The following is a 13,679-nucleotide window of genomic DNA, read 5'->3' as shown; positions in this document are numbered from 1 at the left end:
CCTCCTTCTACCCGGTTCAATATGTGCGTATGAGTGCACGCATGCAACTATCAGGTGCGCTCGCTGTGCAGGAGCAACGACCCGTGGAAGGCGAGGTCTTCGCATCAGCCGCAGGGACGCTGGAACTGCTCGCCGACCGCACCCGGCTGGCGCTGCTGCACCGCCTCCTCGACGGCGAGGCCGACGTCACGACGCTGACCGGGGCGTGCGGCGCGCATCGCACGTCCGTGAGCCGGCACCTCGGCCGGCTGCGACTCGCGGGCCTGGTGACCACCCGGAGGGAGGGCCGCCGGATCGTGTACGCCCTGGGCTCGGAAGCGCTGGCCCGACTGGTGCGGGAGACCGTGCGCTACGCCCGAGGGGAGGCCGGACGCCACCCGGCCGGAGCCGGCCCCGACGCCTCCGGGCGCCGGTGACCACCGCAGCAATGCCGCGCGAGCCACCCCAGGACGGTCCCCTATGGGCACATCACCACGCCTCCGCATGCCAGGGGGCGCCCGGGCGGGTCGCCGTGGGATCGGCGGTCGACTGGAGGGCGTACACATCGCGCCCGGCGTCGTCGGGGACGGGGCCGAGATAGGTGTGGCCGGTGAGGTGGCACCAGGCGGGCAGGTCGAGCGGGGCGGCCGGGTCGGTGGCGACGACGTGGACGGTCGTGCCCGCCGGGGCAGCGGCGATGCGCTTGCGCAGGTGCAGGAGGAGGGTGACGCAGAGCATGCCGGTGCCGTCCACGACGATCGGCTCGCCGCCGGTGGCGGGGGTGGCGTTCATACGGCGCACACTTCGACGGGCAGGGCCGCGAGGCGCCATTCGAGCATGCCGCCGGCCAGCCGCTTCGCGGTGCGGCCGCGCGCTGCGAGAAGGCGGACGGCGTCGTGGGCGAGGACGCAGTTCGTACCGCGGCAGTAGGCGACGACCTCCGTGTCGGCGGGGAGCCCGGCGAGACGCGCTTCCAGCTGGTCGAGCGGGATGGAGACGGCGCCGGGGATGTGGCCGGCGTCGTACTCCTCGGCCGGGCGGACGTCGATGACGGTGGCGGTTCCTGCCCTCACCCGTTCCAGCAGCTCCTCGCGGCTGACCGGGTCGGTGTCACCGGGGCCGAGGTACGCGATCCGGGCCTGCTCGGCAGCGGCCAGGTATGTACGGGCGACCTGCTGCAGCTGCGCGTACAGCGCGGCGACATCGTCGCCGGCGAGCCGGTAGTGGATCCGGACTCCGTCGCGGCGGGTGACGACCAGGCCGGCCTGCTTGAGGGTCTGCAGGTGCGCGGACGCGGTCGTCAGTCCCAGGCCGGCGGCCTTGGCCAGCGAGTCGACGCTGCGCTCGCCCTGGGCGAGCAGATCCAGCAGTTCCAGGCGCTTGCCGTTGGACAGCGCCTTGCCTGCCGTGGCGAGCGCGTCGAACAGGGCGGCCTTGCGGGTGGGGTCTCCCATGGCATCCTCCATAAATCCATGGAATATTGTAGGAGTAGCGGGGTGGATATGCCACCCGGATCCTCACCATGCTGGAGGACGTCGTGAGTTTCGCCGACGAACACCTGATCCCTCTGGTCGATGCCGGGCTGGGCAACAGCGCCTACCTGGTCGACCTCGGCGACGGCCGCGCCCTGGCCGTCGACGCCTCCCGGGACCTGCGGGCCCTGCGCGAGGCCGCCGGCCGGCGCGAACTCGCGGTGGCGTTCGCCGCCGACACCCACCTGCACGCCGACTTCCTCACCGGCGCCCTCCAGCTCGCCGCCGACGACGGCGCCACCGTGCTGGCCTCGGCCGCGGGCCACCGGGCGTTCCCCCACGCACCTCTCGGGGACGGCGACGAGACCGACCTCGGCGGGCTCACCCTGCGGGCCCTGGCCACCCCCGGCCACACCGACGAGCACCTGTCCTTCCTGCTCCTGGACGGCAGCAGGGAGCTCGGGGTGTTCACCGGCGGCTCGCTGATCGTCGGCTCCGCCGCCCGTACCGACCTCCAGGGCGCCGACCGGGCGGAGGAGCTGGCCCGCGCCCAGTACCGCTCGCTGCGACGGCTCGCCGCACTGCCCGACTCGACCGCGGTGTGGCCGACGCACGGCGCCGGGTCGTTCTGCTCGGCCCCGCCCGGCTCGGAGCGGACCACCACCATCGGCGCCCAGAAACGGGCGAACGACCTGCTGGCCGCACCGGACGAGGACACCTTCGTCGCCCGGCTGCTCGGCTCGCTCGGCTCCTACCCCGCCTACTTCGGCCGCCTCGCCGAACTCAACCGCCGGGGCCCGGCACTTCTCGACAGCGCGCCCGGCCTGCCACCGCTGTCCCCGGCCGAGGTGCGCTCGGCGCTCGCCGACGGCGGGTACCTGGTCGACGCCCGGCCGGTCACGGAGTTCGCCGCCGGGCACATCCCCGGCGCCGTCTCCAATCCGCTGCGGCCGGCGTTCGCGACCTGGCTCGGCTGGCTGCTTCCCCCGGACGCGCCGCTCGTCTTCGTCCTCGGCGCCGGCCAGGACGCGGCGGAACTCGCCTGGCAGGCCACGAAGATCGGCTACGACCGGATCGCCGGACGGCTGGCCGGCGGCATGGACGCCTGGCACGCCGACGGCGGCCCGGTCGAGACCATCGCGCTGGTGACGGCCGACCGGATCGGCACCCTGCCGGTGCTGGACGTACGTCAGGACGCCGAGTTCCGCGCCGGGCACATCCCCGGCGCCGCCCACGCCGAGCTCGGCGGCCTCGCCGCCGACGGACGGGACGCCGCCGACGGGACGGTGGTCATGTGCGGGCACGGCGAGCGCGCGATGACCGCCGCCAGTCTCCTCGCCGCCCGCGGCACCCATGACCTCGCGGTGCTCGTCGGCGGCGCCGGCGACTGGGCGAAGGCCACCGGCCGCCGGCTTGAGGCGGGCCGGTGACCGCCACCGACTCCACCACCGGTCCGGCCGCCGCGGGCGGAATACGGCTCGGCCTGCGTGCGAACCTCGCCCAGTTCGCCCTCCTCGTCGCGGTCAACGCGCTGGTCGGCGGCATGCTCGGCCAGGAACGCACCGTCCTGCCGCTGCTGGCGGACCGGACCTTCCACCTGTCCGCCTACACCTCCGCCCTCACCTACATCGTGGCGTTCGGCGCGACCAAGGCGGTCACCAACTTCTTCGCAGGCACCCTCTCCGACCGCTACGGCCGCAAGCCGGTCCTGGTCGCGGGCTGGCTGATCGCGCTGCCGGTGCCGCTGCTGCTGATCTGGGCCCCCTCCTGGGGCCTGGTCGTATTCGCCAACGTACTGCTCGGCGTCAACCAGGGCCTCACCTGGTCCACCACCGTCATCATGAAGATCGACCTCGTCGGGCCGGCCCGCCGCGGCCTGGCGATGGGCTTCAACGAAGCCGCCGGCTACCTCGCGCTCGCCGGCACCGCCATGGCCACCGGCGCCATCGCCGCCCGCTGGGGACTGCGGCCCGAGCCGTTCCTCCTCGGCATCGCCTACGCCGCCCTCGGCCTCGGCCTCTCCGCCTTCGCCGTGCGCGAGACCCGCGAACACGCCCGGGCCGAGGCCGCCCTCCATCCCGCCGGCCACCCGGACCACCACGCCGAGCTCACCACCGGCCGGATCGCCCGCACCACCAGCCTCACCGACAAGGCCCTGTCCTCGGCCAGCTGGGCCGGCATGGTCAACAACCTCAACGACGCCCTCGCCTGGGGCGTCTTCCCGCTGCTCTTCGCGGCCCACGGCCTGTCGATCGGCCGGATCGGCATGCTCGCGGCCCTCTACCCCGCCGTCTGGGGCCTCGGCCAGATCCTCACCGGATGGTGGTCCGACCGGATCGGCCGCAAACACCTCATCACCGCCGGCATGCTGCTGCAGGCCGTCGCGATCGGCCTGGTCGCCGCCGGCACCACCCTCCCGGTCTGGGCACTCGCCCAGGTCCTGCTCGGCGCCGGCACCGCCATGGTCTACCCGACACTGCTCGCCGTCATCGGCGACGTCGCCCATCCCGCCTGGCGCGCCCGCGCGGTCGGCGTCTACCGGCTCTGGCGCGACGGCGGCTTCGCCGTCGGCGCCCTGCTCGCCGGAGCCCTCGCCGACGCGTACGGCATCACCACCGCGATCTGGGCCGTCGCGGTCCTCACCGCCGCATCCGGTGCGGTGGTCGCGGTGCGGATGTACGAGACCCACCCACGAGCGCGCACCCCGTAGCGGCCGGCCGGGCCCGCGCGCCCCACCGGCCGCGCGACCGGTCCCGGAGGAACCGGGCCGAAGGAACCTGGCCGAAGGAACCGGTCTCGCCACTCCGGCACGAACAGGCCGTCTCACCAACGGCCCGTGCCCGGAACGGCCCAGGAACTCCCATGAGCCCATTCGGGTAGGAGCGGGACCTCTACGGCGTTTCGCTGTGCTTTCCGGCGCCGCACGTGACGCATGGTCAAGGGACCACCTGATTAGTACGACAATCGTCACAATCCGGAGGACCCGCCATGGCCCCCGTACGCCCGCACCCAGGCCACCGCGCCGCACTGCCTCTCGCCGCCACCGCCGCTCTCGCCGCGCTCGCGCTCACCACGGCACCCTCGGCCGCCGCACAGGATGCCAACGGCGACGTCCGCAGCGACCGCGACCTGACCCTCGTCGACCACCGGAACGGCGGCGCGAGCGGTCTGAGCACCCTGGAGGACGTCACCGGCCTCCACGACGCCCAAGGTCCCGTTCCCGGCGGGAGCGACGGCACCACGAAGTCCGCCGAGAGCCCCGCCGGTCCGTCCGTGGCGGCCACCACCGGATACGCCGTCGTCGGCACCTTCGCCGCCCTCGCCGGTTCGCTCGTCATCCGCCGCGCCCACCGCGGTTACTCCTGAACCGTCGGCACCCCGGCCCCCGGCCCCGCCGGCACCCCCGACACCACCGTCGCGTACAGCTCCTCGCAGACCGCCGACCGAGGAACCATCCCGCTCCCGGCGAAGACGGCGAGGGCCTGCGCCATCTGACGCTCGCTCGTCTCGACGAGCAGACAGCCGCCCGGTGCCAGCCATTCCGGCGCCTCCGCGGTCACCCGGCGCAGCACGTCGAGCCCGTCGACGCCCCCGTCGAGTGCCACCCGCGGCTCGTGGACGCGCGCCTCGGCGGGCAGCAACTCCACCGCCCCGGTGGGTACATACGGAACGTTGGCGATCAGTACGTCGATGCGGCCCCGGAGGGTCCCCGGCAACGGCGCGAAGAGGTCGCCCTCGTGAACCCGCCCGCCGAAGGCCGCGACATTGCGGCGCGCGCACCGCGCCGACAGGGGGTCCACGTCGGAGGCGTGCAGCACGGCCCGCCTCGGGTCATCGCCCAGTGCGTCCATCACGGCGGCGCCGAGCGCGCCGGACCCGCAGCAGAGGTCCACGACGACCGTGTCGCGGCGGGCGTCCAGCCGCGTACGGGCGGCGGCGACCGCCCGACCGGCGAGGAACTCGCTGCGGCGACGCGGGACGAACACACCGGGATCCACGGCGATGCGCAGGCCGCGGAACTCGGCCCAGCCGACGACGTGTTCAAGCGGGCGGCCGTCGGCGCGCCGCTCCACCATCACCTCCAGCGCGGAGGGCGAATCGGCGGCGGACATCAGCAACTGCGCCTCGTCCTCGGCGAAGACGCAGCCGGCGGCCCGCAATCGCTCGACGATCAGGGACTGGACAGAGGGTGCCGGAAAGAAGGACACGGGAGCCTTTCGGATGACCGATGGGGACTCCCGGCGTTCATCCGACTCCGATGAACCGCACAGCGACAGAGGGGAGCCCCGGACCTGACAACGCGGTAATGGGTCTCACCTCCTCGGTCGCGCACAGTTGTAGGCGCTCACCCTATCCCATCGCGACCCGCCCGCCGGGAAGCAAGTCCACAGGCCCACGGCCTCCCGGAGCACGGGCCCCGGCACTCGGGGAATCCCCCCTCCACCTGCCGGTCCGCTCACGGCCCGTGGACGACCAACCGATTGTTGATGCCGATGTGACGGTTGTGGCCTTGGAGTGCTGACTTCCGGTCAGTACGATGCGCCCTAGTTGATCACTCAGCGTGGAGCTCCGGCCATGGACCGTGGTCACCACGGAGAGTGTTCGCGCGCCGACAACTGAGAGGGAATCAAGCGTGAGGCCTACACTGGCAGTTCCTCCGATGTACGCCCCCATCCCGTCCGCCGTGCATCCCAGCCACGCGGCCATCGACGCACGGACCGCGGCCTGGGCAGACGCCTTCGGCATCGGATCGCCGGAGTGGCGCGGCCGCCTCGTGAAGCAGGACCTCGGCGTCTTCGCCGCCAGGATCCTTCCCGAGGGGCAGGAGGAAGTGGTCGCCCTCCTCTCCGACTTCGTCATATGGCTCTTCGGCGTGGACGACGGATACTGCGAGGAGGGCGACCTCGGCTCCAGGCCAGGCGAGCTGGCGGCGGCGCTGCACCGCCTCCTGCGCATCGCCCAGAACCCCGAGGCCCCGATGATGCGGGACGACCCGCTCGCCGCGAGCCTGCGCGATCTGACCCGCCGGGTGTCCCTCCATGGATCCGCGCTGCAGGCCGGCCGATGGGTGGACACCCTGCGCGAGTACTTCTTCGCGGTGGTCTGGGAGGCGTCGCACCGCGCCGCGGGCCGGGTGCCCGGCCTCAACGACTACGCCCTGATGCGCCTCTACGACGGCGCGACCTCCGTGGTGCAGCCGTTCCTGGAGATCGGGCACGGCTTCGAGCTCCAGCCACACGAGCGGGACAGCCGAGCGGTGCGGGCCGCCGCCGAGATGACCTCCTTCATCACCACCTGGGACAACGACATCTACTCCCACCACAAGGAGAGCCGGGGGAAGGGCTACTACCTCAACATCATCAGGGTGCTGGAGCACGAGTACGGGCTCACCCCGGGCCAGGCGCTGACGAAGGCGATAGCCCAGCGCGACCGCGTGATGTGCCTCTTCCTCCGGCTGCGGGCGAAGCTGGCGGACGAGGGCAGCCCCCAGCTGCGGCAGTACCTGCGGGGCCTGTCCTCCTTCATCCGGGCGACCCAGGACTGGAGCGTCAGCTCCCTGCGCTACACCACGCCCGACGACCCGGCCTCCCTGTCCGCGTCCTTCACCGACACCCCGAGCGACGACAGCACCGAGCCCCTCGACATTCCGTCGGTCTCCTGGTGGTGGGACCTGGTGCCCGTCTCCCCGACGGCTGCCGCGGACCGGTCCGAGGAGCTGCGGGGCGCGGACTGGTTCGCCCCCGTTCCCGTATGACGCGTCTCCACGGCAGCACGCGGCCGGGTTCCTGCGGCGGCCGGACGGGCCCGACGTGCGTACGGTCCGGACCCGGGACACCGTGGAGTCATGAGTGAGAGCTTTCAGGTGGCGCCGGCCCGGATGGTGGTGTCCCCGGTGATGGACGGCGATCCGCCGTTCAGGATCGTGCAGATGGACGGCGAGCCCGTCGGCAAGGCGTACTCGATCGTGGACGTGCTCGGCTTCGCCCACCGGGCCGGATGGTCGAACGTCGACCTCGACGACCCCTCGGTAGTCCGCTGGCTGGGTGGTGACAAGTACCACTGGCGGCTGCGCACCGGCGAGCACTGACGCCGGTGTCCCTCCCGCACCCGTACCGGCCGGCGGGCGCGGGAGGACTCCGGGACGGCTCAGAGACGGCGCACGGTGCGCAGGGATCGGGCGTACAGCCCGTCCCCGTCGAGCACGGACGGTCCCCCGAGGTCGGCCATCGTCGGTCCGTCGGGGGTCTTGCGGCTGGACAGGAAGCGACGGTTGCCGTGCTGGTCGGTGCCGAGGTGGATGCCGACGTGGTCGACGGCGGCGGTGTCGCCGGGGTCCGCGTCGAAGAGGACCAGGTCACCCGGCTGGAGGCCGGTCGGGGACGGCGGCGCGGCGGCGTCGTGGGCGATCCTCACCCCCGGCGCGGAGTCGACGAAGTCACGGGAGCGGCGGGGCAGGGCGGCGCCCCTGGGATCGGTGTCCGCTGCCAGCGGTACGCCCATGTGGTAGCCGTAGACCATCCGGGTGTACCCGCTGCAGTCGAGGTTCCCGCGCCAACGGGCGGAGGGTGCGGCGGCGACGGTGCCGTCCGGGAACGTCCAGGGCACTCCCATGTACTCGTGGAAGTCGGCGCCTTCGAGACGGGTGCCGTCGGGTTCCAGCGGACCGTATCCGGCTTCGCCGAGGACGGGCGCGCCGTTCCGGGCGGCGGAGGTGACCCTCGGCGCCCCGGCGAGGAACATCATGGCGTGGGCCAGGGCGTCGGGAGCGGTCGAACCGGCCCAGCCCCGGATGCGTTCCTCCAGGGCGGTCGTCCAGGTACCGTCGAAGGGCTCGGGAAGGACCCGGACCCAGTCGCGGTGGGTGACGGCCGGCGGGTCGGCCCAGGTGGCGGCGTCCACGGCGAAGCGGGTGACGCGGAGGTCGGCCGGCACGGTGCCGCCGGTGATGGCGATCGCGCGTATGCCCACGCGTCCGGCGCGGAACGTGCCGTTGGTGGCCTGGACGGTCCAGTTGGCGGGCTCCGGGGTACCGGAGCGCCAGGCGCGTGCCCGGAGCAGCTCCCCGTCGCGGCGGACCCGGACGGTCCACGAGCCGTCCGCGGGCGCGGTGGCGGCAAGGGTGACGGCGGGCCCGAGGAGCTCGACGGTGTCGTTCTGCTCCTTCTCGAGGCGCAGCTCGACGCCTCCCTGCGGGCCGGGGGACAACCGGGCGCGGTAGTGGTCGTCGACGCTCTGGTAGCCGAAGGTCAGGGCGAAGGAGAGGGCGGGACCGAGGTGGGCCTCGACGCGCGCGTCCAGGTCGGTGATCTTGTCGTCCGACAGGGTCGCATGGCGGCTGGCGTTGGTCTTGGTGATCGTGACGACTCCGGCCCCGTCCGTCACGCGGTAGTCGGCAGCGGCTCCGTTGACGTGGTTCCAGGAGCCACCGGCGGGCGCGGTGCCCCAGCCTTCCGTCGTGGTGCGGGCGAACTCGTCGGCGAAGGGCTTCTTGTTCTCGCGGAAGGTGCGCTCGGGGCCGGTGAGCACGACCGTGCGCGCGCCGTGGGTGAGGAGTGCGACCCGGGCCCCGGCGTGGGTCACTTCGGTGCGCGCGGGCGTCCCCGGCAGGACCGTGGCGGTGAGGGCGCCGAGCGAGAGGTGGGCGTAGGCGTTGGCGTCGTTCGCGGCCACGGTGACGGACGAGCGCGGAGCAGGCACCGTCGCGCCACCGGCGGGTGCCGGAACGGCCGACGCGGAGCCGGTGGACCGCGCGGCGGCCCGGGCGGGTGTGGTGGCCGGTCCGGCCAGGGGCGCGGCTGCCGCGGCGGCGACCGCGGCCATGAGGGACCGTCTGGACGTCTTCATCATGCTGTACATGATCACTCCGGACGGTGCCGCCCGGAGGGCAGGGCATCCGGCACCGGCCGTGGCCGGGACGCGCGGGCGGGGACGCGCGGGCGGGGACGGGACTGCGTGGCGGGTCCGGACCACGTGGAATGGCACCGTGTGGCGGCTCCGGACGGTACCGCTTGCACCTCACGTCGCGTGAGGGCTCAGTGTGGTGTGCGCCAGCAGAGGAAGGAGGAGCGGGCGATGAGTTACTCCGTTGGGCAGGTCGCCGGTTTCGCCGGGGTCACGGTGCGGACGCTGCACCACTACGACGAGATCGAGCTGCTGTCGCCGAGCGCGCGCAGCCATGCCGGGCACAGGCGTTACGACGACGCGGATCTGGACCGGCTGCAGCAGATCCTGTTCTACCGGGAGCTCGGATTCCCGCTCGATCAGATCGCGGTCCTCCTCGACGATCCGGACGTGGACCCGCAGGAGCACCTGCGGCGTCAGCACGAGCTGCTGACGGGCCGGATCGCCAAGCTCCAGGAGATGGCCGCGGCCGTCGAAACCGCCATGGAGGCACGGAAGATGGGTATCCAGCTCACCCCCGAGGAGAAGTTCGAGGTCTTCGGCGACTTCGACCCCGACGAGCACGCGGAGGAGGTCGAACGGCGCTGGGGCGAGACCGACGCGTACCGCGAGTCGCAGCGCAGGACGGCTTCCTACACCAAGGAGGACTGGCTGCGGATCAAGCACGAGCAGGAGGAATGGGGCCGGCGGTTCGTCGCCGTCATGGACTCGGGCGCCGCCCCGGGCTCCGAGGCCGCCATGGACCTCGCAGAGGGGCACCGCGACCAGATCTGCCGGTTCTTCTACGACTGCACGTACGAGATCCACACCTGTCTGGGCGAGATGTACGTGGCCGACGCGCGGTTCACCGCGACATTCGAGGCGATCAGGCCGGGGATGGCCGCGTTCCTGCGGGAGGCGATTCTCGCGAACGCCGCGCGGCGGGCGTAGCCGGTGCGGCGTCCTTCGCGGGGCGCCGCGCCACCACCATGCGGCAGCGGGGGCTGCCGTCGGGCCGGTGGCCCAGCTCCGGCAGGGCCACCAGTTCCACGTCGAAACCGGCCTCTTCGAGTCCGGCGCGCACGGCCGGGAGGCGGAAGGTGCGGTAGTACATGACGAAGCGCGGTCGCCGGACGGCGTTGCGCAGCCGCATCGCCGTGTCGAAGCCCAGGAGGGCCCAGTAGGCGAGGGAGCCGACACGGGGCTGGGCCGCGATCGGGAAGGCGAAGACCCCGCCCGGGCGGAGTGCCGCGTGGGCGCGGGAGAACAGAGCCGGCCATTCCTCCGGGAGGAAGTGACCGAACGCCCCGAAACTGACGGCCAGGTCGAAGTCCTCGGCGAACGTCAGGGCGCGTGCGTCGGCGCGTACCCATTCCACGGAAGGGCCGTCCGGTGCGCCGGACCCCGCGGTGGCCCGGGCCGTGGCGAGCATGCCCGCACTGAAGTCGACTCCCGTGACGCGTTCCCGGCACAGGGTGCGCAGCATGGCGACGCCTGCTCCGGTGCCGCAGCAGATGTCGAGGCCGGCATCGAACGGCCCGAGCGGCCGGAGCGCACGGGCCACCGCGTCGAGGATCGGGGCGGGTGTGCGGAACGGCGTCCGGTCGAACTTCGGGGCGAGCAGGTCGTAGCCCTGCTCGACGGAGGACAGTGCCTGGACGGCGAGTTCCCTGAAGGTCGGTCCCTGTGGCGTGAACATCACGATCAGCGTAACGGGCTCGCGGCGCGGGCGGGCCCCTGCCGGGAAACACACCCGCACTCGCCCTTCCGGGGCGCCTCCGGCCTGGCTCCGTGCGGTCAGGACGCCTCGACGGCCTTCCTCGATGCACCGGCCCCGCTGTCCGCGGGTCCCGCCGATAGTGCTGTTCCCGGTTGCGGCCGTCCCACTGGTACGGCCCGTTCGTTCTGTTCCGGCCGCCAGTGCCCGCCTGATGCGGCCGGCGGTCGGGGGCGGCCACCGCCTTGCCGCCACCTTCCGTGAACCGTGCGCCGCCGCCGAACCGGAAGGGGAGTCCTGCGGATGCGTACACCCCGGCGAAGCCGCCGCCCATGACGTGTGCGCCACGGCGAAGCTGCCCGGGCGGCGCGCCTGGAGCAGAGTCGGCGTATCAGTCACGCGGCGGCAGCCGGTGCAGCACGACCTCGTTCAGCCGGCCCCCGGTGATCTCCGCAGTCATGTAGGTGCAGTGCGGCTGGCGCCGCCGGTCCGTGGGCGACCCGGGGTTCAGCAGCCGCAGCCCGCCCGGGGCGGTGGTGTCCCACGGGATGTGACTGTGCCCGAAGACCAGGACGTCGAGGTCGGGGAAACGCTCCTCGCACCGGCGTTCCCTCCCCTGCGCGGGACCCGTCTCGTGCACCACTCCCATGCGCAGTCCGTCGAGCTCCGCCCTGGCCACCTCGGGAAGCCGGCCGCGGAGGGCGGGTCCGTCGTTGTTGCCGTAGACCCCGATCAGCCGCCGGGCCGTGGTCTCCAGCAGGTCGAGGGTGGCGGTGTCGACCCAGTCGCCGGCGTGGACGACCACGTCGGCGAGCGGGACCAGTTCCAGCAGTGGGGCGGGCAGCTGCCGTGCGCGCTTGGGAACGTGGGTGTCGGAGATCAGCAGGACGCGCATGGTCCCACCGTAGGGCGACGGGCGGGCTCCGGCGCCGCAGGTGCGGACCTGCGGGTCGTGCCATGGCCGGCGTGCGGGTCACCCGTGGCGGCTTCACACGGTGATGACGACCTTGCCGCGTGCGTGACCGACCCTCGGATCCCGGATCGCCGCGGGTGCTTCGCTCACAGCAGAGCAGACATGGTGTCAGACATTCTTCACCCACCGCTCGGGCTGCCTGATCCGCTGTGCCGCCCGGGTTCAGGACGCTGACCGACCTGAACGGCTGAGAGCGTCGCCGCCATGACGAACTCGACGACACCCGGTCCCGTCCGCCCTTCCCGCATCGAGATCCCCCAGGCGGCGCTCGACGACCTCCGCGACCGCCTGTCGGCCACGCGCTGGCCAGACGAGCTGCCCGGGGTCGGCTGGACCCGTGGAGTGCCGGTGGCCTACCTGAAGGACCTGGCCGAGCACTGGCGCACCGGCTACGACTGGCGGGCCCACGAGGCGGTGCTCAACAGCCATTCCCCGCACATGACCACGATCGACGGGCAGAACATCCACTTCCTGCACGTGCGCTCCCCGGAACCGGATGCCACGCCCCTGATGCTGCTGCACGGCTGGCCGGGTTCGGTGGCCGACTTCCTCGACGTCATCGGCCCGCTGTCCGACCCGCGTGCGCACGGCGGGGATCCGGCCGACGCCTTCCATCTCGTCGTCCCCTCACTGCCGGGCTTCGGCTTCTCCGTCCCGCTGGCCGGGCCGGGCATGGGCGCGGCCGGTATGGCCCGTGTCCTCACCCGGCTGATGTCCCGCCTCGGATACGGGCGTTACGGCGTCCACGGCTACGACACCGGCTCATGGGTCGCCCCCGAGATGGGCAGGCAGGAGCCGCAGCACGTCGTCGGAGTCCACGTCAATGCCATGATCACGATCCCGGACGGCACGGAGGGCGGGTTCGACGGCCTCAGCGAAGCCGAGCAGCAGCGCTGGCAGGCCATGCAGGACCTCGACGACGGCTACCTGCGGTGCAACGCACTGCGGCCGCAGACGGTCGGCTACGCGCTCACCGACTCCCCCGTCGGTCAACTCGCCTGGATGGTGGAGAAGTTCAAGGAGCTCACCGATCCCGTGGACGGCTTGCCGGAGGACGTCATCGACCGCGACCGCATGCTCACCGAGGTCTCGCTCTACTGGCTGACCGGCACGGCCGCATCGGCGGCTCAGGTCTACTACGAGGAGATGTCGACCGGCTCCTGGCCCGAGGAGGCAGGAGAGGAGGCAGGGGAGGAGGCAAGGGAGGGGACCGGGAAGGAAGCCGCGGATGGCCGGGGCGCGGACACCGAGGACGGCTCTGAGCACGCCCGTGCCCGGGGCGACGGCCTCGGCGACGGCGCGCACGTCCGGCCGGGGCCGGTGCCCACCGCGGTGCTGCTCTCCGTCCATGACGTGACCGTCCGCCGCTGGGCCGAACGCGACCACCGCGTCGTACGGTGGACCGAGCTGGACCGCGGCGGCCACTTCCTGGCGATGGAGGCCCCCGAACTGCTGGTCCCGGATGTCCGGGCGTTCTTCCGCGAAGTGCGGTGGAACGCGGTCGACTCCCGGTCGCGGTCAGGGCCGACACGATCGACCGGCGCAGTTCCTCGTCTTCGATGATGCCGCGACCGTTCCGTACCCGGCGGCGAAGACGTCCGCCGAGGGGGGCGGCGTCGACCCGGGTGCCCCTATGGCACCGGGATGCCGCACCGCG

Annotated in this window: 14 protein-coding genes; 8 read left to right on the top strand and 6 right to left on the bottom strand. The window is 72.8% G+C overall.

From position 1 onward, the window contains the following. Positions 1 to 29: 29 nt before the first annotated feature. Entirely contained in the window at positions 30 to 416 is a 387-nt protein-coding gene (locus ACZ4Z5_RS19190) for an ArsR/SmtB family transcription factor (protein ID WP_468264167.1), read from the top strand. Between the two features lie 52 nt (positions 417 to 468). Here the strand turns inward: ACZ4Z5_RS19190 and ACZ4Z5_RS19185 are convergent, their stop codons facing one another. Both ACZ4Z5_RS19185 and ACZ4Z5_RS19180 read right to left on the bottom strand, forming a co-directional pair. Further along, positions 469 to 771: a sulfurtransferase TusA family protein gene (locus ACZ4Z5_RS19185; RefSeq protein ID WP_468264164.1), complete on the bottom strand. Its 303-nt coding sequence runs from the start codon at positions 769 to 771 to the stop codon at positions 469 to 471. Beyond that, positions 768 to 1,433 (bottom strand): ArsR/SmtB family transcription factor, encoded by a 666-nt coding sequence (locus ACZ4Z5_RS19180; protein WP_468264161.1) that lies wholly within the window; start codon positions 1,431 to 1,433, stop codon positions 768 to 770. The genes ACZ4Z5_RS19185 and ACZ4Z5_RS19180 overlap by 4 nt, the downstream gene beginning before the upstream one ends. A gap of 68 nt (positions 1,434 to 1,501) precedes the next feature. Here ACZ4Z5_RS19180 and ACZ4Z5_RS19175 point away from each other — a divergent pair, with 68 nt between their 5' ends. From ACZ4Z5_RS19175 to ACZ4Z5_RS19165, 3 genes are all read left to right on the top strand, one after another. After that, entirely contained in the window at positions 1,502 to 2,881 is a 1,380-nt protein-coding gene (locus tag ACZ4Z5_RS19175) for an MBL fold metallo-hydrolase (protein WP_468264158.1), read from the top strand. Then, complete coding sequence (locus ACZ4Z5_RS19170; protein ID WP_468264156.1) at positions 2,878 to 4,161, top strand: MFS transporter; 1,284 nt, start codon at positions 2,878 to 2,880, stop codon at positions 4,159 to 4,161. The genes ACZ4Z5_RS19175 and ACZ4Z5_RS19170 overlap by 4 nt, the downstream gene beginning before the upstream one ends. A gap of 278 nt (positions 4,162 to 4,439) precedes the next feature. Next, positions 4,440 to 4,817: a hypothetical protein gene (locus tag ACZ4Z5_RS19165; RefSeq protein ID WP_468264153.1), complete on the top strand. Its 378-nt coding sequence runs from the start codon at positions 4,440 to 4,442 to the stop codon at positions 4,815 to 4,817. On the opposite strand, the gene ACZ4Z5_RS19160 is transcribed toward ACZ4Z5_RS19165, so the two are convergent. After that, complete coding sequence (locus ACZ4Z5_RS19160; protein WP_468264151.1) at positions 4,808 to 5,659, bottom strand: putative protein N(5)-glutamine methyltransferase; 852 nt, start codon at positions 5,657 to 5,659, stop codon at positions 4,808 to 4,810. The two genes, ACZ4Z5_RS19165 and ACZ4Z5_RS19160, sit on opposite strands and share 10 nt — an antisense overlap. A 452-nt stretch (positions 5,660 to 6,111) precedes the next feature. Here ACZ4Z5_RS19160 and ACZ4Z5_RS19155 point away from each other — a divergent pair, with 452 nt between their 5' ends. Then, positions 6,112 to 7,206 carry a selina-4(15),7(11)-diene synthase gene (locus ACZ4Z5_RS19155; RefSeq protein ID WP_468264148.1) on the top strand — a complete coding sequence of 365 codons (1,095 nt, stop codon included), beginning with the start codon at positions 6,112 to 6,114 and terminating at the stop codon, positions 7,204 to 7,206. Positions 7,207 to 7,296: 90 nt separating this feature from the next. Further along, positions 7,297 to 7,539, top strand: a complete 243-nt coding sequence (locus tag ACZ4Z5_RS19150; RefSeq protein ID WP_468264144.1) for a hypothetical protein — start codon at positions 7,297 to 7,299, stop codon at positions 7,537 to 7,539. 59 nt (positions 7,540 to 7,598) lie between these two features. On the opposite strand, the gene ACZ4Z5_RS19145 is transcribed toward ACZ4Z5_RS19150, so the two are convergent. After that, positions 7,599 to 9,299 carry an NlpC/P60 family protein gene (locus ACZ4Z5_RS19145; RefSeq protein ID WP_468264141.1) on the bottom strand — a complete coding sequence of 567 codons (1,701 nt, stop codon included), beginning with the start codon at positions 9,297 to 9,299 and terminating at the stop codon, positions 7,599 to 7,601. Positions 9,300 to 9,524: 225 nt separating this feature from the next. Here ACZ4Z5_RS19145 and ACZ4Z5_RS19140 point away from each other — a divergent pair, with 225 nt between their 5' ends. Continuing rightward, on the top strand, positions 9,525 to 10,283 hold the full coding sequence (locus tag ACZ4Z5_RS19140) for a MerR family transcriptional regulator (protein WP_468264138.1): 759 nt from the start codon (positions 9,525 to 9,527) through the stop codon (positions 10,281 to 10,283). On the opposite strand, the gene ACZ4Z5_RS19135 is transcribed toward ACZ4Z5_RS19140, so the two are convergent. Both ACZ4Z5_RS19135 and ACZ4Z5_RS19130 read right to left on the bottom strand, forming a co-directional pair. Further along, the gene (locus ACZ4Z5_RS19135) at positions 10,219 to 11,031 is read right to left on the bottom strand and encodes a class I SAM-dependent methyltransferase (RefSeq protein WP_468264135.1); all 813 of its coding nucleotides are present in this window, start codon (positions 11,029 to 11,031) and stop codon (positions 10,219 to 10,221) included. The genes ACZ4Z5_RS19140 and ACZ4Z5_RS19135 overlap by 65 nt on opposite strands. Positions 11,032 to 11,440: 409 nt before the next feature. After that, positions 11,441 to 11,944, bottom strand: coding sequence for a metallophosphoesterase family protein (locus ACZ4Z5_RS19130; RefSeq protein ID WP_468264132.1), 504 nt, complete (start codon positions 11,942 to 11,944; stop codon positions 11,441 to 11,443). 282 nt (positions 11,945 to 12,226) lie between these two features. Between ACZ4Z5_RS19130 and ACZ4Z5_RS19125 the strand changes: the two genes are divergently transcribed. Next, a complete protein-coding gene (locus ACZ4Z5_RS19125; RefSeq protein WP_468264129.1) occupies positions 12,227 to 13,585 on the top strand; it encodes an epoxide hydrolase family protein in 1,359 nt (452 codons plus the stop codon). Positions 13,586 to 13,679: the final 94 nt, after the last annotated feature.

The organism is Streptomyces sp. NPDC030222, from assembly GCF_055573115.1.
This window is presented reverse-complemented; position numbering and strand designations above follow the sequence as displayed.